At 37.0% G+C, this 22,603-nt stretch carries 15 protein-coding genes, 2 pseudogenes, 2 riboswitches and 1 other annotated feature; of the genes and pseudogenes, 10 read left to right on the top strand and 7 right to left on the bottom strand.

The annotated features are described in order from the left end of the window. The first annotated feature begins 138 nt into the window (after positions 1 to 138). Entirely contained in the window at positions 139 to 1,218 is a 1,080-nt protein-coding gene (gene desB, locus WAX78_RS20465) for a Delta(10) desaturase DesB (RefSeq protein WP_336483851.1), read from the top strand. A gap of 77 nt (positions 1,219 to 1,295) precedes the next feature. On the opposite strand, the gene WAX78_RS20460 is transcribed toward desB, so the two are convergent. The 3 genes from WAX78_RS20460 to WAX78_RS20450 all read right to left on the bottom strand — a co-directional run bounded on the left by WAX78_RS20460 (position 1,296) and on the right by WAX78_RS20450 (position 3,599). Further along, entirely contained in the window at positions 1,296 to 1,982 is a 687-nt protein-coding gene (locus WAX78_RS20460; RefSeq protein WP_336483850.1) for an amino acid ABC transporter permease, read from the bottom strand. Between the two features lie 91 nt (positions 1,983 to 2,073). Next, the gene (locus tag WAX78_RS20455) at positions 2,074 to 2,859 is read right to left on the bottom strand and encodes an ABC transporter substrate-binding protein (protein ID WP_336483849.1); all 786 of its coding nucleotides are present in this window, start codon (positions 2,857 to 2,859) and stop codon (positions 2,074 to 2,076) included. A gap of 17 nt (positions 2,860 to 2,876) precedes the next feature. Continuing rightward, on the bottom strand, positions 2,877 to 3,599 hold the full coding sequence (locus WAX78_RS20450) for an amino acid ABC transporter ATP-binding protein (RefSeq protein WP_336483848.1): 723 nt from the start codon (positions 3,597 to 3,599) through the stop codon (positions 2,877 to 2,879). A 352-nt stretch (positions 3,600 to 3,951) separates the two neighbouring features. On the opposite strand from WAX78_RS20450, the gene WAX78_RS20445 reads away from it, so the two are divergent. Further along, a complete protein-coding gene (locus WAX78_RS20445) occupies positions 3,952 to 5,244 on the top strand; it encodes a methyl-accepting chemotaxis protein (RefSeq protein WP_336483847.1) in 1,293 nt (430 codons plus the stop codon). Here WAX78_RS20445 and WAX78_RS20440 read toward each other — a convergent pair. Together WAX78_RS20440 and brnQ are read right to left on the bottom strand one after the other, a co-directional pair. Continuing rightward, a pseudogene (locus WAX78_RS20440) lies at positions 5,175 to 5,417 on the bottom strand (BBE domain-containing protein); the annotation flags it as partial. The gene WAX78_RS20445 and the pseudogene WAX78_RS20440 overlap by 70 nt on opposite strands. A 413-nt stretch (positions 5,418 to 5,830) precedes the next feature. Next, positions 5,831 to 7,153, bottom strand: a complete 1,323-nt coding sequence (brnQ, locus tag WAX78_RS20435; protein ID WP_336483846.1) for a branched-chain amino acid transport system II carrier protein — start codon at positions 7,151 to 7,153, stop codon at positions 5,831 to 5,833. A 49-nt stretch (positions 7,154 to 7,202) separates the two neighbouring features. Then, positions 7,203 to 7,446, bottom strand: a binding site (T-box leader). A 60-nt stretch (positions 7,447 to 7,506) separates the two neighbouring features. Between brnQ and WAX78_RS25245 the strand changes: the two are divergent. From WAX78_RS25245 to WAX78_RS20415, 5 genes and pseudogenes are all read left to right on the top strand, one after another. Further along, positions 7,507 to 7,620, top strand: a pseudogene (locus WAX78_RS25245) (Tn3 family transposase); the annotation flags it as partial. A 297-nt stretch (positions 7,621 to 7,917) separates the two neighbouring features. After that, a complete protein-coding gene (locus tag WAX78_RS20430; protein ID WP_336483845.1) occupies positions 7,918 to 9,582 on the top strand; it encodes a glycoside hydrolase family 13 protein in 1,665 nt (554 codons plus the stop codon). 188 nt (positions 9,583 to 9,770) lie between these two features. Then, positions 9,771 to 11,411 (top strand): PTS transporter subunit IIBC, encoded by a 1,641-nt coding sequence (locus tag WAX78_RS20425; RefSeq protein WP_336483844.1) that lies wholly within the window; start codon positions 9,771 to 9,773, stop codon positions 11,409 to 11,411. Between the two features lie 3 nt (positions 11,412 to 11,414). Further along, entirely contained in the window at positions 11,415 to 12,206 is a 792-nt protein-coding gene (locus tag WAX78_RS20420) for an endonuclease/exonuclease/phosphatase family protein (protein WP_336483843.1), read from the top strand. 261 nt (positions 12,207 to 12,467) lie between these two features. Next, positions 12,468 to 15,107: a YhgE/Pip domain-containing protein gene (locus WAX78_RS20415; protein ID WP_336483842.1), complete on the top strand. Its 2,640-nt coding sequence runs from the start codon at positions 12,468 to 12,470 to the stop codon at positions 15,105 to 15,107. Between the two features lie 328 nt (positions 15,108 to 15,435). Here WAX78_RS20415 and WAX78_RS20410 read toward each other — a convergent pair whose 3' ends face one another. Beyond that, the gene (locus WAX78_RS20410; protein ID WP_336483841.1) at positions 15,436 to 17,628 is read right to left on the bottom strand and encodes a DNA topoisomerase III; all 2,193 of its coding nucleotides are present in this window, start codon (positions 17,626 to 17,628) and stop codon (positions 15,436 to 15,438) included. A gap of 198 nt (positions 17,629 to 17,826) precedes the next feature. Beyond that, a riboswitch (TPP riboswitch) is annotated at positions 17,827 to 17,936 on the top strand. 73 nt (positions 17,937 to 18,009) lie between these two features. Here WAX78_RS20410 and thiM point away from each other — a divergent pair. From thiM to ilvA, 3 genes are all read left to right on the top strand, one after another. After that, on the top strand, positions 18,010 to 18,819 hold the full coding sequence (gene thiM, locus WAX78_RS20405; RefSeq protein ID WP_336483840.1) for a hydroxyethylthiazole kinase: 810 nt from the start codon (positions 18,010 to 18,012) through the stop codon (positions 18,817 to 18,819). 15 nt (positions 18,820 to 18,834) lie between these two features. Further along, positions 18,835 to 19,488 (top strand): thiamine phosphate synthase, encoded by a 654-nt coding sequence (gene thiE, locus WAX78_RS20400; protein WP_336483839.1) that lies wholly within the window; start codon positions 18,835 to 18,837, stop codon positions 19,486 to 19,488. A 147-nt stretch (positions 19,489 to 19,635) separates the two neighbouring features. After that, entirely contained in the window at positions 19,636 to 20,844 is a 1,209-nt protein-coding gene (ilvA, locus tag WAX78_RS20395) for a threonine ammonia-lyase (protein ID WP_336483838.1), read from the top strand. A gap of 61 nt (positions 20,845 to 20,905) precedes the next feature. Here the strand turns inward: ilvA and WAX78_RS20390 are convergent, their stop codons facing one another. Further along, the gene (locus WAX78_RS20390) at positions 20,906 to 22,219 is read right to left on the bottom strand and encodes an anaerobic C4-dicarboxylate transporter (protein ID WP_336483837.1); all 1,314 of its coding nucleotides are present in this window, start codon (positions 22,217 to 22,219) and stop codon (positions 20,906 to 20,908) included. 292 nt (positions 22,220 to 22,511) lie between these two features. After that, positions 22,512 to 22,598: riboswitch (cyclic di-GMP riboswitch) on the top strand. Positions 22,599 to 22,603 lie beyond the last annotated feature (5 nt).

The raw sequence follows: 22,603 nt of genomic DNA, 5'->3' as shown, positions 1-22,603 counted from the left end.
AATGAATAATAATTGTAAGAATGAGTGAACATAATTTTCTTTGAGAAAGAAAATTTTATAATAATAGTATTATCAATCTGGAAACGACAATCGATGTATGTAAGGTGCGTAAGCGCGGCATGCAAAGGGGGTAAAAGAATGAAGGATCTTCATACGTTTGGATGGTATGCAGCACGCGTATCACCGCATTTGCCAAAGAAGGCATTTAAACCAGTCCCAACTCGTTTGTTTGGTGGACTAGCCTATTTACTTATTACGGTAGCGGGATTTTTGACAATTGGTTTATTAGATTTGAACGTGTGGGCTAATCTTGGAATTGCAATCGTTTTAGGATTATGTTTTGCATCTATGGGATTTCTTGGACATGAAATTTTGCATGGTACAGTAGTAAGAAAAGCTTGGCTAAGAGATTTTCTTGGAGCAATTGCGTTCTTGCCGCTGTCAACTGGACCAAAGTTGTGGAGAAAGTGGCACAATTTGACTCACCATGTGCATACACAGCATGAGGAGCATGATCCAGATGCGTGGCCAACGATGGATAAGTTTAAGAAAAGTAAATTTTTACGTTGGGTATATCGCCTTCCGTTGCATGTTCGTTCTTTCTTTAGCTTTCTATCGTTAACATTTCAATTTACGATGCATTCGTCTCGTATGTTTTTCCTTTTTATCAAGGAATTTAAGCCATCAACTCAAAAATCTGTATGGCTTCAGCTTCTTTTACCATGGACAGTGTGGATTAGTTTATTTTTTATTATGGGACCTTTAAAATGGTTTTTTGCTTATGTTATTCCATTATTAATTGCAAACGCTATTGTAATGGGATATATCGCAACAAATCACCGTTTGAATCCGATTGTTCCTGTAAACGATCCGCTTGCCAACTGTTTATCAGTAACAGTGCCGCGCTGGGTAGACGTGTTACATTTTAATTTCTCATATCATACAGAGCATCACTTGTTCCCAGGTATGAGCTCAAAATACTATCCATTAGTAAAAGAGAAAATTAAAGAAATGTGGCCAGAGCGCTATCACGAGATGCCGATGGGGAAAGCGTTAGCTGCGCTTTGGAATACACCACGTGTGTACTACCAAGGTAGCGAGTTAGTTGATCCGCATAAAGCACATCTATACGGCTCTTTAGGGAATGGATTAGATCCTGCGAATATTGAATATCGCGAGGAAAGTATAGAAGAAGTAAAAAATGTAAAAAACGGCTAAAATATATTTCGGTATTAGAATCAATGATTTTTATATAATAAAGATAAAAGCACGAACTCATGAAGAGTTCGTGCTTTTTACATAGGGATTTCTTTTTGCTTAGCGGGTTGTGTGTGATTCATATTTTTTCGTGCTAATCGTTTTTCAAGAAGATGAACGAAGTACGTAAATAAAAGAACGAGCGCAAGGTAATAGATGCTGACGACAATATATGTTTCAAGCTGCTGAAAGTTGGCAGCAGCTTCAGAAAGTCCAGATCCCCATAGCTCGGACATTCCTACATAGGCAACGAGAGAAGAGTCTTTTAAGCCGATAATGAACTGATTGCCTAGAGGCGGAATAGACAAACGAAATGCTTGAGGTAAAATAATACGGCGCATTGCTAATGGGTATGTCATTCCTAAAGAGCGAGCTGCTTCGAGTTGACCTCGGTCTACAGACTGAATGGAACCTCTGAAAATTTCAGTAATATAGGCACCGTTATGAATAGCGAGGGCAATAGCGCCAGCCCAAAAAGGTGATAACACAATAACAGATGTAATTCCAAAATAGAGAATCATAATTTGTACAACTAACGGTATACCACGAATAATAGCAATGTATACATGCGCAATTCCATTTAAGAATTTGCTATTGGAAATACGAAAAAATGCAAATAACAATCCAATTAGGCATCCAAGTAATAAGGAGGTTATTGTTAATTGTAATGTCAGCACAATTGCTTTTAGGAACGTTGGATATGTAGATATAAAAATATCAATCATTAGTATCACCTCTATAGAGTTGATTTCAATTTTATAAATATGATAGCAATGCCCTAATGAAAGGTGCGGAGCACTACTCATGTATAAAAATTTATTTTGCTTTCTCGCCTAGAATGTTACGGCCAAACCACTTTTTACTAATTTTCTCATACGTACCGTCTTGAATGATTTCATCTAATGCTTTATTTAATTTTTTCATTAATTCTTTATCATCTTTGCGAACAGCAATGGCCATTTCATCAAGAGATAATGGTTTACCAGCATCTTTTATATTTGATTTTCCCTCTTTCATCATGCGAAGACCGACCATTTGATCTGTGACAACAGCATCAACTCGTCCTGGTTCTAAATCCATAAGAGCGGTAATGTCGCTATCGTATTCTGTAATTTGATCTGTCTGCTTGGCAACAAGTGTTTTGAATGTACTTGCTTTTACGACACCTACTTTTTTCCCCTTTAAATCTTCAGCAGAGGAGATTGACGTGTTAGTTTTTGAAACGAAAATTTGTGCCCCAGAGCGATAATATGGATTCGTAAAACTAACCGCTTTGAGACGATCTTCTGTGATAGCCATACTTCCTAAAATTACATCATATTTTTTTGCTTGCAGACCTTGTATGAGTGTTTCCCAAGGGTTTGTTACTGGGACAGCCTTCATATTCATTTTTTTAGCAAGTGCCTCACCAATTTCGACGTCAAAGCCGACAAGCTTGCCGTTTTCTTTATAGTTAAACGGTTTATATAAACCGCTCATTGCATAGCGAAATTCTTTCTTTCCGTCTGCTGATGTAGTGCTGCTTTCTTTACTACAGGCACTTAATATTAAAGAAGCACATAATGTAATCGCTGCTATTACTTTAAACATCTTTCGTTTCATAAAAATCCCTCCAATGTTTATATAATGTTTCGTAAAAATTGCTTCGCACGCTTATTTGACGGAGCGGTGAAAAACTGTTCTGGAGGTGCATCTTCTACGATTTGTCCGTCATCCATAAAAATGATACGGTCAGCTACATCACGGGCAAATCCCATTTCATGCGTGACGATAATCATTGTCATACCTTCTTTTGCAAGGTCTTTCATAACTTGTAGTACTTCTCCGACAAGTTCAGGATCGAGAGCTGAGGTAGGTTCGTCAAATAGCATAATCTTCGGATTCATTGCGAGTGCTCTTGCGATAGCAACTCGTTGTTTTTGACCACCTGATAAAAGATCGGGCATTACGTTAGCCTTATCTTGCAATCCGACTTTTCCTAACAATTCGTAGGCAATGCTTGTTGCTTTTGTTTTGTCTAATTTCTTGACGTGAATAGGAGCTTCAATGATGTTTTCTAGTGAGGTCATATGAGGAAATAAATTAAAATGTTGAAAAACCATGCCGACATCTTCGCGGACTTTGTTTAGATTTGTATGTTTTGGATGGATTTTTTCTCCCTGTATCGAAATTTCTCCATCATCATACATCTCTAAGAAATTTAAACAGCGCAATAAGGTACTTTTTCCTGAACCGCTTGCACCAATTAAGACAACAACTTCTTTTTCTTGCACGTGTAAATTGATGTTTTTGAGCACGTTTAAGGAACCAAAAGATTTTGTTAGATTTTGAACTTGTATCATGCATCCCCCTCCAATGAAATTCAGATGTATAAAGATACCTTGTTTTTGGTAATTAGTCATAAATTGTCATATTCCTTTATTTTTTGTTAAAAATTTAAAGGGATTATAAAGTGAAACTTCCATCAGTGGAGTCTTACTGCACGCGAATAGCAGGATAAATTGTTGTATACAAAGTCTGTAAACGGCGATATTTATAGAAATAGTTAGATGTATTACATAGAATCATTGATAGAAACCATTTATTTCAAAATTTAATTATTTATTTTGGAAATCTATATATCTTTTTATATGAAAAATATAGATAATAACATATAGAAGATACTTATATCATTTAGATAGGGGGAAGCTTGGGATGGAGAAAGAAAAGAAGCCTTTTTCCTTTGGATTGCGTATACAGCTAGTGTTGTTTACGACGATTTTAGCACTTATTACGTATTCAACAAGTGTGGTGTTTATTTATGTTGTATATGATTATGTTCATGAATACGTAAATCAAACTATGTACAATATTATTGTGATGATATTAGGGGTTATTTGGTCAGGAATTTTAGCATATTTTGCAGCAGATTTTCTTATTAAGCCACTTCGAAAGCTGGAAGAAGCTGCCCATAAAGCGGCGAATGGGGATATTCGTGAGGACGTTTCTCTTCCAAAAGCAGATGATGAGATTCGTTCTTTAAGTGTTGCTTTTAATGCGATGCTTGGAAATTTACGGACAATGGTGAAAAATATTGATACAACGTTTACATACACACACAATCAAGTACAGCAAATTCGAGAGCAAACAGGAGAGGCGACGATACAAGCACAAGGAGTATCGGAAACCCTCACCGAAATTTCCGTAGGAGCGGAGCAATCAGCTGCCTCTATTCAAACGATTGTTTCAACTGTTGATGCGACAATTTCCATTGCAAGTGAAGTAGAAGGAAAAGCAAAACAATCAGATCAATTATCTTCGCAAATGGTGAAGGCGCTTGGACAAAGTACACGTGTTTTTGTATCACTTATTGAAGGGATTCAAATGTTAGCAAGAGAAAATGAACAGTCGATGAAAAGTGTACAAAAGCTAGAAGATCATACGAAGCAAGTGGGGCATATTGTCTTATTGGTGAGTGAAATTGCTAGCCAAACGAATTTGTTAGCCTTAAATGCATCAATTGAGGCAGCGCGTGCGGGAGAACATGGAAGAGGGTTTGCAGTCGTTGCTGAAGAAGTACGAAAATTAGCTGATGAAAGTGCAAGTTCAGCACAAAATATTTCAAAGTTATTGCATGATATGCAAAATGAAGTGAACCATGTTTCTCTACAAATGAAAGAACAAGTAAATGTAGCAAAAGAAGAGGCGAAACGCGGCGAAGCAACAGAGGTTATTTTAAAAGAAATGACAGCAAGCATTATGGAAGTAGTGGATGCGATTCAAAAAATTAGCGGTTATATGAATGAACAGATGGATTATATTCATGAAACGGGTATACAAACGAAGGAAGTAGCAGCAATTGCTGAGGAAACTTCAGCAGGAGCACAGGAAGTTGCTCGCATAACAATGAAGCAATCTGAAAATATGATATTCATTGATCAGCTATCAAAAGATTTAGAGAAGCGGGCAGCGGAATTAAAGAAGACAATTGCACAGTTTATGGTATAAGGAAGAACCATGTATCGTTCTTCCTTTTTATTTTGTTGTAAACGAAAGGCGTTATGACGGTCGTATGCAGTCTTCACTTCTTGTAATCTTGTGAGGTTTGTTCCGTAATAAGTGGTTGGCCAGTTTTTAATGTCTAAATCTGGCCAGTTTACATAGTCACCAACTGTATAAGGGGTACTGACGGAAAAACGCGAACTTACAACGTTAAGAATTCTTCATAATAAACCCCCAATTTATTTATGAAATTGGGGGTTTATTCCCTAAGCATCTGTTAGTTCATTTCTTTTGAAAGAGAAAATAAGCTAAAGTAGTAGTTAGAAAAGTTAACAATAAGGGTATTTTTACATATCCCCTCGAAAAGGTTTATTAAGAAAAAACAACGTATGTCAAAACGTATACAATACTATTGATATGTTTAAAATTGATTTAAGTTGTATTTATGAAACACAAAAGACAAGTTTAACAGCATGCTTCAAATAGTGTACTTCTTGAAAGGCTTTTCCTAAACTTAAGTGGTTCAAGTGATACAGCTTATTAAACTTTTTCGGAACGTTGTGCAAAAACACCCAAAAGTCGAAATAATTTATTAGGAAGCTTTTTGCTCGTAAGCTGCCGGAATCGCTTTGCGGCTAAATTTATCCCAAATAAATCCCATCAAAGTCCCAACCAAAGCAGGCACAACCCAGCCAAGTCCGAACGATGAAAACGGTAGCATATCCATCAAGCTCTGCATTTGCTTCAATTGGAGACCGAATGCTTTCAAACCATCATACAAAGCAACCAATCCTGTTAACAGCATGGCACTTCCGTATACCTTTTGTGCCTTTGTGAAGAAGGAAAGTGTTATTAAGACAATGGTTAATGGATAGGCCATTACAAGGAATGGCACGGATACAGTGATAATTTCATTCAATCCTAGGTTTGCGAGAGCGAAACTTACAATAGTTACCGTAGTTACGAAAAATTTATAGCTGAATTTGGAAGAAAGCTGTGCAAAGAACTGTCCGCATGCTGTTGTTAAACCTACGCAAGTCGTAAAGCAAGCAAGTGTAAAAATAACGCCTAACAACAGTTTTCCGCCGTAACCTAAAAAAGAACTCGCAGTTGCTGACAAAATTGCTGTACCATTTTCAAATGTACCTTGCGAAGCCATTTTTGCGCCAACTAAACCGACTGTCACATATACGAAGGCTAATGCCAATCCAGCTACAAATCCAGCTTTCAGTGTGGACTGCATTAATTGCCGATTATCCTTCACGCCTCTTTGACGGAAAGTATTCAGAATGACAACGCCAAATGCGAGGGCGGCAAGAGCATCCATTGTGGAATATCCTTCAATGAACCCTTTAAAAAATGCGCCGGATTGATAGTTTTCCGCCGGTGCATGCAAAGGAGCGTCCAAATGAATAAAAGCTGTTACGCATAAAACAACAATTGCCAGAAGTAAAGCCGGTGTAATCCAGCGTCCCATGTAATCAACCAGCTTAGACGGGTTTAGGCTCACCGCATAAACAAGAGCGAAAAATACAAAACTAAACAATAATAAGAGTACAGAATTATTTAAGGAACTGCCGCCCACAAAAGGCTTCAATCCCATTTCATACGCGACGTTCGCATTACGAGGGATCGCAAGGAACGGTCCGATTGATAAATATACAATTACAGTAAACACAGAACCGAAAAGGGGATGTACACGACTTCCTAACGCTTGCGCCCCGCCCTTTACAAGAGACATCGCTGCTAAAACGACAAACGGTAAACCTACACCTGTCACGATAAAACCGCTGATTGCCAGCCAAAATGAGGTTCCAGCTTCCATGCCGAGAAACGGCGGAAAAATCAAGTTGCCGGCTCCAAAAAACATTGAAAATAACATAAGTCCGATAAATACAGTCTCTTTCTTCTTCATGAAAACGACTCCTTCCAAATTTGAAAAATAAAAAAAGCCCGTCCCTATGGTTAGGGACGAGCTGACTCGCGATACCACCCTACTTCCGCAGCAAAAAGTGAACTGCGGCTCTCGATCAACGTACAATCATACGTGTTCCATGGTAACGGCGGACAATCCGGCAAAGCTTACTAGTCATTCAGCTTTGCATCTCAGAGATGATTTTCGCACAAGTCTCGCACATCAACTCTCACCAAACGTTGATTCTCTGTAGAGCTAGGTTCTTGGGCTACTCTTCTCGTCATAGATTTTCTTCACTTAAGAATTAAAATAAGGTTAGCAGAGAAAATATTATCAGTCAATACTTATTTAATATTCTGAATTACATTTCGGATGAATCTTTAAGAAGAAAAATACAAATAGGATTAAATAAAGGAGAAGCCATGAATGGACTTGGAAGAGCTATTTTCTTCGGAAAACAAGGAGAGGATATAGAAACTGCACAACTTGTAAAAATTAAAAAGTAATGGATTAGGTGAAAGGCTGTAAATAATAAAAATAAGGTAGCGCATGAGCGCTGCCTTGTTTTTATGTGATATGGGAGTTTTACTATATTTTTTAATGAAAAATACAGATATTTGCGTATCAGTAAGGAGAAAATAAACATATTGAATAAGTAAAAGTAACAATATCAGATAAAAAAACCGTTACAAACTTAACATATTTTGTTATGATATCCTTACGAAAACGTTTGCATTAACTTGTGCAAAAGGAGAGAAGGAATTATGAATAAAACGTGGTGGAAAGAAGCGGTAGCTTATCAAATTTATCCGCGCAGCTTTATGGATTCAAATGGCGATGGTATTGGAGATCTGAAAGGTATTATTTCAAAACTAGATTATTTAAAAGAACTCGGTATAGACGTAATTTGGATTTGCCCAATGTATAAATCGCCAAACGATGATAACGGCTATGATATTAGTGATTATCAAAATATTATGGACGAATTTGGTACGATGGCTGATTTTGATGAACTATTAGCAGAAGTGCATAAACGTGATATGAAGATTATTATCGATTTAGTTATTAATCATACAAGTGATGAGCATCCATGGTTCATTGAATCGCGTTCTTCCAAGGATAATCCAAAGCGTGATTGGTATATTTGGCACGACGGAAAAAATGGAAAAGAACCGAATAACTGGGAAAGTATTTTTAATGGATCTGCTTGGGAGTATGATGAAGCAACTGACCAATATTACTTACATCTGTTCTCGCGTAAGCAACCAGATTTAAACTGGCAAAACAAAGAAGTGCGCGAGGTGTTATATGACACGGTGAATTGGTGGCTTGATAAAGGAATTGATGGCTTCCGTGTTGATGCGATTAGTCATATTAAAAAAGAAGAAGGGTTTAAAGACATGCCGAATCCAAAAGGGCTCAAGTATGTACCTTCTTTTGATAAACATATGAATGTTGATGGCATTCAGCCGCTTTTAGAAGAGTTAAAAGCAAGAACATTTGCCAATTATGATATTATGACTGTTGGCGAAGCAAATGGTGTGAAAATTGAAGATGCTGAGCTTTGGGTTGGAGAAGAGCAAGGGAAGTTTAATATGGTATTCCAATTTGAGCATTTAAGCTTATGGGATGCAGAAAAGAAAAAGGAACTTGATGTTGTAGGGCTTAAAAAAGTTTTAACGAAGTGGCAAAAAGGTTTAGAGAATAAAGGATGGAATGCGCTCTATATTGAAAATCATGATAAACCTCGTATTGTCTCTACTTGGGGCAATGATAAACAATATTGGCGCGAAAGTGCAACAGCTTTAGGGGCAATGTATTTCTTTATGCAAGGCACACCGTTCATTTATCAAGGTCAAGAAATTGGAATGACGAATGTTCAGTTCCCGCGTATTGAAGATTATGACGATGTGGCGATTAAGAACTTATATCGTCAAAAGATTGAAGAGGGGACACCTCATCAAGAAATTATGGAGATTATTTGGGCATCTTGCCGTGATAACTCACGTACACCAATGCAATGGAGTGGCGTGGGAAATGCTGGTTTTACAACAGGTACGCCTTGGTTTGGGATGAATCCAAATTATAAAGAAATTAATGTAGACGTGCAGCAAACAGATTCAAATTCCATTTTAAATTTCTATAAAAAGATGATTGCATTGAAAAAAGAGCATGAAGTGTTTACTTATGGAACGTACGACTTACTTTTAGAAGATGATCCACAAATTTATGCGTATACACGTACGTTAAGTGATAAAAAGGTTGTTGTAATCAGCAATTTATCAGAGAGTGAAGCTGTATATGATGAGACTGCATATAAGCTAGAACGCAATCGTTTGCTTTTAAATAACTATGAAGTAGAAGAGCATGATGCAGTTACAACAATAGCTTTAAAACCATATGAAACAAGAGTGTATTATACTCATTAAAAAAGATGCTATATAGCATCTTTTTTTTATAAAAAATACAAATTTTTATAAAATTATTATTGCAATATGAAAACGCTTTTATTAAAATTGATTTATGAAAACGATTGCGTAAAAAGTTTTCGTAAGGGGATAAGCAATTATTATTTATACATGAGGGATTGTAATCTAGAAAAAGGAGGAACAAAGAAATGAAGAAGCTTGCATCTTTTGATTTTTGGCAAAAGTTTGGAAAAGCTTTATTAGTAGTTGTTGCGGTTATGCCAGCTGCTGGTTTAATGATTTCCATTGGTAAACTAATCGGTATGTCTGCTGGTGATGTATCTGCAGTACAAACAATTGCTAGAGTTATGGAAGATATCGGTTGGGCAATTATTGTAAACTTACATATTTTATTCGCTGTAGCAATTGGGGGATCTTGGGCAAAGGATCGTGCAGGCGGTGCATTTGCAGCTTTACTAGCATTCATATTAACAAACCGAATTACAGGAGCAATTTTTGGTGTAAACGCTGTAATGTTAGCGGATTCAAAAGCGAAAGTTTCTTCCTTATTAGCAGGAAACTTACTTGTTAAAGATTACTTTACTTCTGTTCTTGGTGCACCAGCACTTAACATGGGAGTATTCGTAGGTATTATTTCAGGTTTCTTAGGAGCTACGCTATACAATAAATATTATAACTATGATAAATTACCACAAGCATTAGCGTTTTTTAACGGAAAACGTTTCGTGCCATTCGTAGTAATCGTTGGTTCTACAATCACTGCTATTATTCTATCGTTTGTATGGCCATTCATTCAAAGTGGATTAAACGAATTTGGACGTTGGATTGCAGCTTCAAAAGATAGTGCACCAATTGTTGCACCATTTGTATATGGGACACTTGAACGTTTATTATTACCATTTGGCTTGCATCATATGTTAACGATTCCAATGAACTATACAGCGCTTGGCGGCTCGTACACAATCTTAACAGGTGCCAAGGCAGGGCAAGTTGTAGCAGGACAAGATCCATTATGGCTTGCGTGGATTACGGACTTAAATAACTTAATAAATAAGGGTGATATGACAGCATATCATGATTTATTAAATAATGTTGTTCCAGCACGTTTCAAAGTAGGACAAGTTATCGGTTCCACTGCATCATTAATTGGTATCGCATTTGCGATGTACCGTAACGTAGATGCAGAAAAACGTCATAAATATAAACCAATGTTCTTCTCAGCAGCATTAGCAGTATTTTTAACTGGGGTTACAGAGCCGATTGAATTTATGTTTATGTTTGTCGCTCCAGTACTATATGTTGTTTATGCAGTTATAACAGGTGTAGCGTTCGCATTAGCAGATGTTATTCATTTACGCATCCATGCGTTTGGTTTTATTGAATTATTAACTCGTACACCAATGATCGTTAAGGCAGGATTAACAAGAGATCTTATCAACTTTGTTGTTGTATCAGCTATATTCTTTGGGTTAAACTTTACAATCTTCAACTTCTTGATTAAAAAGTTCAATTTACCAACACCAGGACGTGCTGGTAACTACATTGATAATGAAGATGGGGCTGAAGAAGTAGCAGCAAATGTAAAAGAAGGTTCATTAGCAACAGCGGTTATCGAGCTATTAGGCGGGAAAGATAACATTGCAGATGTAGATGCTTGTATGACGCGTTTACGTGTAACAGTAAAAGATTTAGATGTCGTTGCACCAGAAGCAAATTGGAAGAAAAACGGAGCACTTGGATTAATTGTGAAAGATAAAGGTGTACAAGCTGTTTATGGCCCGAAAGCTGATGTATTAAAGTCAGACATTCAAGATATTTTAGGTGCATAACAAATGAAATTATTAACTTTAAATTGCCATTCGTGGCAAGAAGATGAGCAACTTGCAAAGATTCATTATTTAGCAAAAACGATTCAAGAAAATGACTATGATGTCATAGCGTTGCAAGAGGTAAGTCAATCAATTGAGGCAAGAAATATATCTGGGAACATGAAGGAAGACAATTTTGTACGCTTATTACAAGCGGAGTTAGAGAAGCTTGGAGCTGCAAAATATGACGTTGTATGGGATTTTGCTCATATTGGATACGATGTGTATGAAGAAGGTTTAGCAATTTTAACAAAGCATCCAATTATAAAGAGTGATTCATTTTTCGTATCGGGCGGTACAGATACAACGTATTGGAAAACACGAAAAATTGTAAGCGCAACAATTTCCTATAACAATGAACCGGTGACAATTTATTCTTGTCATCTTGGCTGGTGGATTGATGAAGAAGAGCCGTTTAAGAAGCAAGTAGATCATTTGTTGAATCATGTAGATAATAATGAGTTGACGTTTTTGATGGGTGACTTTAACAACAATGCACGTACGCAGAATGAGGGGTATGACTATCTCATAAAAAATGGTCTATACGACACGTATGAATTAGCAGAAAGAAAAGACGAAGGAACAACTGTGCAAGGAAAGATTGCTGGTTGGGATGAAAATAAGAATAATTTACGCATCGATCTTATTTTAAGTAATCATCCTGTGAAGGTTGTTTCCTCACAAGTGATTTTTAATGGTATGAACCGAAATGTAGTATCAGATCATTTTGGTGTTGAAGTCCAAATTAACGTGTAATGAAAAAGCAACCACCGTGTAGAAATACGGATTGGTTGCTTTTTTATTACATTTTATATATGATTTTAATCATTGAACGTAAAACCAAAACGGTCATTTAGTGTTATAATTTGCATGTGTTCATTATATAATGACGTATAAAGTTTACTGGGAAAGTATCGATTATTTTAATTTAAAAATCTCAATAAACAGTGATATAATGGCAAAATGTATGTATGAATTTGGGAAAAAGAAAAAATATATGATTAGGTGATTAAAAATATGAAACAAATATGGCGTATTTATACGACAGACATACGGAATGTAGCAAAACATTGGGCTGCAATTGTTATCATACTGGGGCTTGCAATTTTACCGTCGTTATATGCGTGGTTTAATATTAAAGCTTCTTGGGATCCTTATGGAAGTACGAAAGATGTTCCCATTGCAGTATCTAATGAAGACACTGGTACAACTTTACGCGGGAAAGATATTAATATAGGGAAAGAGGTTGTTGATTCTTTAAAAAAGGATAAAAACCTTGGTTGGAAGTTCGTTGATGAGAAGCATGCTGTAGAAGGTGTAAAGCATGGTGATTATTATGCAAGTATTACTATTCCAAAAGATTTCTCCGAAAAAATTGCAACAGTATTAAGTGATAATCCGCAAAAACCAGAGCTTCAATATTATGTGAATGAAAAGGTCAATGCTATTGCACCAAAAATTACGTCAAAAGGTGCATCAGGTATTGTAGAGGAAATAGGTAAAAACTTCGTAAAAACAGCAAACGGTGAGATTTTTAAAATCTTCAACGAGCTTGGGATTGATTTAGAAACGAATTTACCAAGTATCGAAAAAGTAAAAGAACTTGTTTTTAAATTAGAAACACAGTTTCCGGAGATTAACAATTTGGTTGATACGGCATTAACGGATGCCGATACAGCACAAAAACTTGTGAAAACAGCGCAAGACACATTGCCGACCGTTGAGAATGTCATTCGAGATGGACAACAAATGACGAAGGATTTAGATACATTCTTTACACAGAATACGAAAACGTTAGAAGCTGCACCAGGAGCAATTAAAAACAATTTAACATTTCTAAAACAGTCTGCAGATGGTGCCGTACAAATTACAGAGTTCTTGAAAAACCCAGCAGGGAATTTAGACTTAGCAAATATTAACGAACAAACATTAACTGAATCATCAAAAACTGTAAAAAGCTTTTTAGCATCTACTCGACAAGTATTACAATCTACACAACAAATGGCAGATGCTATGAAACAAAATAATGTTGTTGATCCTGAAACGACAAAACAAAATCTTCAAATCATTAAAAGTCAACTTGATGATAGAAGTAAACAAGTGGATACAATCATTTCATTATTACAAACTCTTAATGAAACATTTAACACAACAATCTTTAATGATAATATTGATCGATTGAAAGGTTTAAAAACTGTATTAGATAATACAAGTAAGAAGACCGATAATATGATTAAGGCTATAGATCAAGGACAAAAGCCGTCACAAGATGCGATCAATGCACTAGATCAAGGGGCTAAAGATGGAATTGCTATTATCGACGGTGTTTTAGGAGCATGGCCTAAATTGGATCAATTAAAACAAGAGGGTGTAAATTTAGACCCAGCGAAAAACGGATTGAATTCTTTAAAAGCAAGTTTGACAGCTGGAATACAAGTGATAGATGGAATTATTCCAGTATTAAATGATGCAGATAAAATTGCCGGAGATTTAAATAAAACAACAAATATACCAAATACAATTAATCAATTGAACAAAGTAAAAGGTGAATTCCAAAAAGGAATCGATGGGGCAAATTTAGCATTAGATGCAATGAATAAAGGACAGAAACCTGCAAAGGATGTAGTTGATGGTATAAATGCTGCATCTAAAAATGCTTCAGCGGCATTAGGCGACATTTTAGGAAGATATGATTCCGAAATTGTTCCAAGTTTCAACGATGCTATCGAACGTACGAAACAAATGTCGAAAGATACATCAAAAATCTTAAGTGAAGCAAATAAAAGTATTCCTGATGTGAAGAAGGTACTAGAAGATGCATCGAAAGGTTTGTCACTTGGCAAAGATGAAGTTGAAAAAGTAAAAGCTGAACTTCCTGATGCACAGAAGAAAATAACAGATCTTGCTAATAAAATTCGTACATTTGAATCACAAGAAGATGTAAAGGACATCATTCGTTTGTTAAAGCATGATGTGGAAAAACAAAGTGATTTCTTCGCAAGTCCAGTAAACTTAAAAGAGAATAAATTATACCCAATACCGAACTATGGTTCAGCGATGTCGCCGTTCTACACAGTGTTAGCGTTATGGGTAGGAGCATTACTCATGGTTTCATTATTAACGGTAGAAGTACATGAGGAAGATGCGGAGTATAAAAGCTATCACATTTACTTCGGCCGTTTCTTAACATTCTTAACGATCGGTCTTGCCCAGGCATTTATCGTAGCAATGGGAGATATATTCTTATTGGGCACTTATGTGGTGGATAAATTCTGGTTTGTTCTATTTAGTATGTTAATTGCTGGAGTGTTCGTTTGTATTGTATACTCACTTGTTTCTGTATTTGGAAACATCGGTAAATCCATGGCAATCGTGTTACTTGTATTACAAGTTGGTGGTTCAGGTGGAACATTCCCAATTCAAATGACGCCAAAGTTCTTCCAAGCAATTTATCCATTCCTGCCGTTCACGTATGCAATTCGTATTATTCGTGAGACAGTGGGCGGTATGCTTTGGGGTGTTGTATGGAAAGACCTTCTCGCATTGTGTATCTGGGTAGTTGTAATGCTTATTATTGCACTGGCCTTGAAAAAGCGAATTAATAAGTCGAGTGAAAAGTTTGTAGAAAACGCAAAAGGAAGTAAGTTGATTCATTAATAACAAAAGGTTCCTACCAATTGGTAGGAACCTTTTGTTTATGAAGAGCGAGTGTAGGTTAAGTATGTCGAACATCGCCGGAGGGTCTTTATCCCGCTATTTGCGGGCAGTAAAGGCTGGAGAAGAGCGGGGAAGAAAACTGTCCGTAAAAGCCCGATTGGTGAGAGCTTTCCATCAGTGAGAAAAGCGTCACTGATGGAAGTTTCACTTTATATTGTGTCGAAGCGCCGATATATTCTAAAAAACGGTCGATATATTATTGGACATGGAAGAAGGAGTTGACTTAAAGGGCATCTATATCCCTTTTAAGTCAACTCCTTTAGGTGTGTTATTTATCAAATTTCAACCCTTTTAATGCTTCTGCAAACGCATTATTTAGAGGTTCTTCTTGTTTTTGTTGTTGTTTTAAGTATTTCTGTACAGAGCGTTTATCCATTTTTCCATGAGATTCTTTCTTACGGCGTTCTTGGAATGAAGAAAGCTTCTCACGATAGCCGCATTTACATGCGAAGATTTGACCTTCTCCTTCACCACGAAGTTCTAGTTTTTTCTTACACTGAGGGCAGCGTGCGTTTGTAGTGCGGGATACATTTTTACGATGACCACATTCTCGATCTTGGCACACAAGCATTTTTCCTTTTTTGCCGTTTACTTCTAGCATTGGTTTGCCGCAGTCTGGGCAAGTTTTTGTGGAAATGTTGTCGTGTTTATATTTTTTATCGCTCGATTTAATTTCAGAAACAATTTCTTTTGTGTAGTTTTTCATTTCTGAAATGAATACATCTTTTTTCAATTTACCCTTCGCAATTGCCTCAAGTTTTTGCTCCCACTCAGCAGTTAGTGCAGGGGATTTTAATTCTTCTGGTACTAGATCAAGTAACTGACGGCCTTTTGATGTAATGTGAATGTCTTTGCCGCGCTTTTCGATTAAGAACGAATTGAATAATTTATCAATAATATCAGCACGTGTAGCAACAGTACCTAGCCCACCAGTTGATTTTAATGTGTCTGCAAGTTGTTTATTTTGCGTGCCCATGTACTTTGTAGGATTTTCCATTGCTGAAAGTAATGTTGCCTCATTAAAGCGTGCAGGCGGTTTTGTTTGCCCTGCTGTTTGTGCAATTAGTTTTACGTTTAATATATCGCCTTTTTCGATGCGAGGTAAGATTTGTTCTTTTAAATCGTCTACTGCATCGTCATCTTCAAAGCGATTTTCGTATACTTCTTTCCAACCAGAATTAACAATTGTTTTGCCGCGTGCGATGAAGTTTTCATCGTCAATCTTTGCACGTAACGTTAGTTGTTCGTATTCGAAAGCTGGGAATAAAACTGCTAAGAAACGTTTTACAACTAGATCATAAATTTTGCGTTCTTTATCCGTGAAAGCTGAAAAGTTTACATAACTTTCTGTTGGAATGATTGCATGGTGATCACTTACTTTACTATCATCAACAAACGCTTTAGAAGCTTTAATGGGTTTAGTTAAGACCTTATTAGCTAAAGAACGATACTCACCTACACCACAAGCTTTCAGACGTTCTGGAAGTGTCTCCACGATGTCCGATGAGATGTAGCGTGAATCTGTACGAGGGTATGTTAATACCTTGTGCTGCTCATATAGTTTCTGCATAATATTTAACGTTTCTTTTGCAGAATAACCAAAGATTTTATTCGCATCACGTTGTAGTTCTGTTAAGTCGTAAAGACCAGGAGCAAATGATTTTTTAGGTTTTTTCTCAATTTCCACGACAATAGCATTTTGTTTGCCTAGTTTTTTCACAATGGCATCGATTTTTTCTTTATCGAAACTACGGCTATTGCCTTTCGCATCTTGCCAAGTCAATTTTAATTTGTCTGTTGTTTGAGCTTCGATACCGTAGTATGTTTGCGCTTTGAAGTTTTTAATTTCATCTTCACGGCCTGCAATGATCGCCACAGTAGGCGTTTGTACACGACCGCAATTTAGTTGTGCATTGAATCGTGTCGTTAATGCACGCGTTGCGTTAAGACCGATATACCAGTCGGCTTCCGAACGTGCGACAGCTGAAGCGTATAAATTGTCATATGCTTTACCAGGCTTCAAATTTGCAAAGCCATCTTTAATTGCTTTATCAGTAACAGATGAAATCCATAGACGCTTAATAGGTTTATTGATTTTAACTTTATCAATAATCCAACGAGCGACTAATTCTCCTTCTCTTCCTGCATCTGTAGCCACGATGATTTCATTTACATCATTTCTAATCAGTTGACTTTTAACAGCATGAAACTGTTTTCCAGTCTGCTTGATCACTGTTAATTTTAAGCGTTCAGGTAGCATTGGAAGGTCTTCTAAATTCCAAGTTTTATATTTCACATCATAACTTTCTGGATCCGCTAATGTAACGAGATGCCCTAAAGCCCAAGTAACGATATACTTATTGCCTTCAATATAACCATTTCCTTTTTTATCACACTTCAATACACGTGCAATATCACGTGCAACAGAAGGTTTTTCAGCAATTACAACACTTTTTGCCATATTTCAAACATCCTTTCGAATTTCCGTAAGTTAACTATAGCATACATCCTTTTTGGATTCAGTTATTCGGAAGATTCGAATCTATTGTTAGTAATGAAATACTTTACATCTTTGATGAGTTAAGCGGAGAAGAATTTTCATAACAAAATGTAACTTGTGATTTTGATAGAATAAGAGTAGACTCTGAATTAGATGAATAATAAAACACATGGGAGTTTGCGGATGCAAACTGAGAGTACGGCTAATCTGTCGTTGACCATTTGAACCTGTTGGATAATGCCAGCGTAGGGAGAGTGTGAAAGCATATATTAAGACACTTTGCATGCGCAAAGTGTCTTTTTTGGCTATATCTCCCATTATTAAAAAAGGAGATGGACAAATATGAAAATCGAAGAAATTGCACAAGTAATTGAAACAGTACGAGAAAGAAATCCGCTCGTTCATAATATTACAAATGTTGTTGTGACAAATTTTACAGCTAATGGTTTACTCGCATTAGGTGCATCGCCTGTGATGGCATATGCGAAAGAAGAAGTAGCTGAAATGGCAAGTATTGCTGGAGCACTCGTTTTAAATATGGGAACACTTCGTCCGGAAGAAGTAGAAGCGATGCTCATTGCTGGGAAATCAGCAAATGCGCATAATGTACCAGTTTTGTTTGATCCTGTTGGTGCTGGTGCAACATCGTATCGAACAGAAGTTGCAAGGTATATCCCAAGTGAAGTAAAACTAGCAATTATCCGCGGCAATGCGGCGGAAATTGCAAATGTTATTGATGAGAAGTGGGAGATTAAAGGTGTTGATGCAGGAGAAGGAAACGGTGACGTTGTTTCCATTGCGAAACAAGCAGCAGAGCAGCTAGATACTGTCGCTGTTATTACTGGAAAAGAAGACGTTATAACAGATGGAGAAAGAACATTCATTCTTCGTAACGGTCATCCGATTTTAACAAAGGTAACAGGAACGGGCTGTTTATTAACATCTGTGATTGGAGCATTTACAGCAGTCGAAGGAGACTATGTAAAAGCAGCAGTCGCAGCAGTAACGTTTTACGGTGTAGCGGCAGAAATCGCAGCAAACAAAACGGCTGAACAAGGACCAGGAAGTTTCCAAATTGAATTTCTTAATCAGTTAGCAAATGTTACTGCAAAAGACATTGAACGATATGGGAATGTCGAAGAAGTTCGTTAAGAGAGGATGAGAGAAATGGCGCGCATCGATAAACAGCATATGTCTGAGTTATTACAAGTATATTTTATTATGGGGAGTAACAATTGCCGCAAAGATCCATTACAAGTCATGAAAGAAGCACTTGATGGTGGAATTACAATTTTTCAATATCGTGAAAAAGGTGACGGAGCATTAACGGGAGAAGAACGATATGCATTTGCAAAACAGCTTCAGTCTTTGTGTAAAGAATATAATGTTCCATTTATTGTGAATGATGATGTGGAATTAGCACTAGAATTAGATGCAGATGGCGTTCATGTTGGGCAAGATGATGAAGGGATTCGAACAGTACGTGAAAAAATGGGAGATAAAATGATCGGTGTATCTGCTCATACAATAGAAGAAGCACGTTTTGCAATTGAAAATGGTGCAGATTATTTAGGTGTAGGACCGATTTTTCCAACAAATACGAAAAAAGATGCAAAAGCAGTACAAGGAACGGAGGGATTATGCTTTTTCCGTGAAAGTGGCATTGAAATTCCGATTGTCGGTATTGGTGGAATTACAATTGAAAATGCTGCTTCTGTCCTTGAAGCAGGTGCGGATGGGGTGTCTGTTATTTCTGCGATTAGCTTAGCAGATTCTCCTTATAATAGTACGAAGAGATTAGCTGAACAAGTGAAAAAATAATAAATGAATCTGTTATATATCGTGAAAATCACTACTATTTTGAAAGAACCATTTCTAACATGAAGAAATGGTTCCTTTTGTCGTATAAAACAAACTGTGAGGCTTAAACTAACGTGTATGAATATATATCGTTTCGGAGGCGACAATATGATTTCGTTACAAAGTATTATAGCTGCTCATGAAAAAATGAAGGGGATTGTACATACAACACCGTTAGATTATTCCAGTACATTTAGTGAACTATCTCATAACGAAGTGTATTTAAAGTTAGAAAATCTACAAAAGACAGGTTCCTTTAAAGTACGTGGCTCTTATAATAAAATGACTTCGCTTAGCAAAGAAGAATTGCAAAAAGGAGTTGTGGCAGCATCGGCTGGTAACCATGCACAAGGTGTAGCTTATTCTAGTAATATGCTCGGTATTCCTTGTACGATTGTGATGCCAAAAGGAGCACCGCTTAGTAAGATACTTGCGACAAAGCGTTACGGAGCTAATGTTGAATTGCAAGGGAATGTATTTGATGAAGCATTAGCATATGCACTTGATTTAAAGGAACGAACAGGAGCGACGTTTGTACATCCATTTGATGATGAGCTTGTTATTGCTGGACAAGGAACAGTTGGATTAGAAATATTGCAGCAGCTTGATGATGTTGATGCGGTCATTTGTCCTATTGGTGGCGGTGGTTTAATTGCGGGTGTTGCGATGGCAATTAAAGAACAAAAGCCATCTGTGAAAATATACGGTGTACAGGCGTTGGCGTGTCCTAGTATGAAACAATCCCTTTCCGAAAAACAAAGGGTAACGGTAGAATCAACGCCAACGATGGCAGACGGAATTGCGGTGAAAAAACCGGGGGATCTCACTTTTCAGCTTGTGCAGCGCTATGTGGATGATATTTTCTGCGTCGATGAAATGGAAATTGCTCGGACGATGCTCATGTTACTAGAGCGTAATAAATTACTTGTAGAAGGATCGGGTGCTACTTCATTAGCTGCGCTATTATATGAAAAAGTACCAGTACAAGGAAAAAAGATTGTCCCTGTCTTGAGCGGAGGCAATGTTGATGTTAATTTTATTTCGCGCATTATTGAACACGGTATGGTTGAAGCAGGCCGATTTGTACATATTTCAACAACAATTAAAGATAAACCGGGGCAATTACAGCAAGTATTACAGATTGTAACCGATTTTGAAGCGAATGTTCTTCATATTCACTTAGAGAGAATTGGAACGAAAGTATTTCCAGGTTATGCACAGCTGCACCTTTCTCTTGAGACGAAAGATAATGAACATATTGAGCAAGTGCTAATTGGGATGAAGAAGAAAGGATATAGCATCGAAGTTATTGAATAAGTATTTAAACAAACGTTTGATTAAAAAGAGCTAGCCCTTGTAAAGGCTAGCTCTTTCTTAATTAAAACATCAGTGAAATGAGGAGCATTCCGATTCCAATTGATGTTATTGTTGCAACAAGACCTGGAATCATAAAGCTATGATTTAATACATATTTACCGATACGAGTTGTGCCTGTACGGTCAAAGTTAATTGCCGCAACGATTGTTCCGTAGTTTGGAATAAAGAAATATCCGTTTACAGCTGGGAACATTGCAATCAATAGTGCTGGGGAAATGCCAAGTGTTAATCCAAGTGGTATTAACGCACGTACCGTTGCAGCTTGGCTATATAACAAGATTGATAGTACGAATAGTGCAATTGCGAATAACCACGGTGCACTCGTTACGAGACCTTGAATAGAACCTTGAATCATTTGTAAGTTGCCGTTAAAGAACGTATCCCCCATCCATGCGATGCCGAAAATCGCAACAACTGCTGTTGCTCCTGCTTTAAAAACGTTACCGGACACGATGCTTTCTACATTTGGTTTACAAAAAATAATAATTAGTGCAGCGATTGTTAGCATAACCATTTCAATGGTGCTTGGCATAGAAAGACGTACAAGTTTTCCGTCTATCATCCAGCTAGGACGTAACGCTTCAAAAGATCCAAGAAGAACAACTAGAACTGTTGCAAGCAAAAAGAGGATAACAGACAGTTTTGCACCTTTTGGAACAATAAACTCTTTCTTTTCTTCTAGTTTTGGAATCATGCCTTCTTGTAATCGTTTTAAGTATTCTTCATCTTCGTTTAGCTCTTTTCCCATTTTGCTTGCAACGAAAGCAGCTACCATACAAGCGATAAAGGTAGATGGAATACTAATTTTTAAAATATCTAATAGTGTAATCTGATAGTTAGCAAGCATAGCGAGAAGTGCAACGGTTGCTGCTGAAATTGGACTTGCCGTAATCGCTTGCTGCGATGCAATAACAGCGATTGACAGTGGACGCTCTGGTCGAATTCCTGATTCGCGCGATACTTCAGCAATGACAGGAAGAACCGAATAGGCAACGTGGCCTGTCCCTGCGCAAAACGTAAATAAATAAGTGACGATTGGGGCAAAGAACGTAATACGTTTTGGGTTTTTGCGGAGTGCTTTTTCTGCAAGGTGAACAAGATAGTCCATCCCCCCAGCAGCTTGTAGTGCTCCAGCGGCTGTAATAACTGCTAAAATCATAAGCATAACATCGATTGGCGGGGAAGTTGGTTGTAAGTGGAAGAAGAAGACAAAGATTGTCATCCCAACGCCTCCCATTACGCCAAGGCCAACACCTCCAAGGCGCGCACCGATGAAAATACAAAGTAACAAAATGATGAACTGTAGCCAGAACATAGTGTAGTACCTCCGAGATAATAATCAATTGTTATTATCGAATAACTTAATTTGTTTGATGCTTCGAAAATTAAATAATGAATAATAAAATAAATCTCTGAAAATAGCCATTTTTATTATATAGCATATCCAAAACATGATTTGCTCATTTTTGTTACAATTATTTTACAAAAGAATTATTGTGGAATTAATATTTATATGTGCAAATAAATGGACAAACTGATTTAAATGTTGTAATCTGAGACAGAGAATTGTGTAATTCTCATAAAACTCCCATATCGTTCAACTCGTTCATCGAGAAAGGCAAACTTATGGAAACATAAGGGCGCAAAACTATAGGGGCTAAGGTCGAAATAGACTAAGCTAGCCAGTTACCGGACTGAT

Source organism: Bacillus yunxiaonensis, from assembly GCF_037104695.1.
GTDB lineage: Bacteria > Bacillota > Bacilli > Bacillales > Bacillaceae_G > Bacillus_A > Bacillus_A yunxiaonensis.
Note: the sequence above shows the minus strand (reverse complement) of the source record. Positions and strands in the feature narration are given on the sequence as shown.

Bases quoted from the DNA above. Each gene is read 5' to 3' on its own strand.
- WAX78_RS20420 (WP_336483843.1), top strand. From the start codon at position 11,415: ATGAAATTATTAACTTTAAATTGCCATTCGTGGCAAGAAGATGAGCAA.
- WAX78_RS20390 (WP_336483837.1), bottom strand. From the start codon at position 22,219: ATGTTCTGGCTACAGTTCATCATTTTGTTACTTTGTATTTTCATCGGT.
- WAX78_RS20450 (WP_336483848.1), bottom strand. From the start codon at position 3,599: ATGATACAAGTTCAAAATCTAACAAAATCTTTTGGTTCCTTAAACGTG.
- WAX78_RS20430 (WP_336483845.1), top strand. From the start codon at position 7,918: ATGAATAAAACGTGGTGGAAAGAAGCGGTAGCTTATCAAATTTATCCG.
- WAX78_RS20415 (WP_336483842.1), top strand. From the start codon at position 12,468: ATGAAACAAATATGGCGTATTTATACGACAGACATACGGAATGTAGCA.
- WAX78_RS20445 (WP_336483847.1), top strand. From the start codon at position 3,952: ATGGAGAAAGAAAAGAAGCCTTTTTCCTTTGGATTGCGTATACAGCTA.
- brnQ (WP_336483846.1), bottom strand. From the start codon at position 7,153: ATGAAGAAGAAAGAGACTGTATTTATCGGACTTATGTTATTTTCAATG.
- thiM (WP_336483840.1), top strand. From the start codon at position 18,010: ATGAAAATCGAAGAAATTGCACAAGTAATTGAAACAGTACGAGAAAGA.
- WAX78_RS20455 (WP_336483849.1), bottom strand. From the start codon at position 2,859: ATGAAACGAAAGATGTTTAAAGTAATAGCAGCGATTACATTATGTGCT.
- WAX78_RS20460 (WP_336483850.1), bottom strand. From the start codon at position 1,982: ATGATTGATATTTTTATATCTACATATCCAACGTTCCTAAAAGCAATT.
- ilvA (WP_336483838.1), top strand. From the start codon at position 19,636: ATGATTTCGTTACAAAGTATTATAGCTGCTCATGAAAAAATGAAGGGG.
- desB (WP_336483851.1), top strand. From the start codon at position 139: ATGAAGGATCTTCATACGTTTGGATGGTATGCAGCACGCGTATCACCG.
- WAX78_RS20410 (WP_336483841.1), bottom strand. From the start codon at position 17,628: ATGGCAAAAAGTGTTGTAATTGCTGAAAAACCTTCTGTTGCACGTGAT.
- WAX78_RS20425 (WP_336483844.1), top strand. From the start codon at position 9,771: ATGAAGAAGCTTGCATCTTTTGATTTTTGGCAAAAGTTTGGAAAAGCT.
- thiE (WP_336483839.1), top strand. From the start codon at position 18,835: ATGGCGCGCATCGATAAACAGCATATGTCTGAGTTATTACAAGTATAT.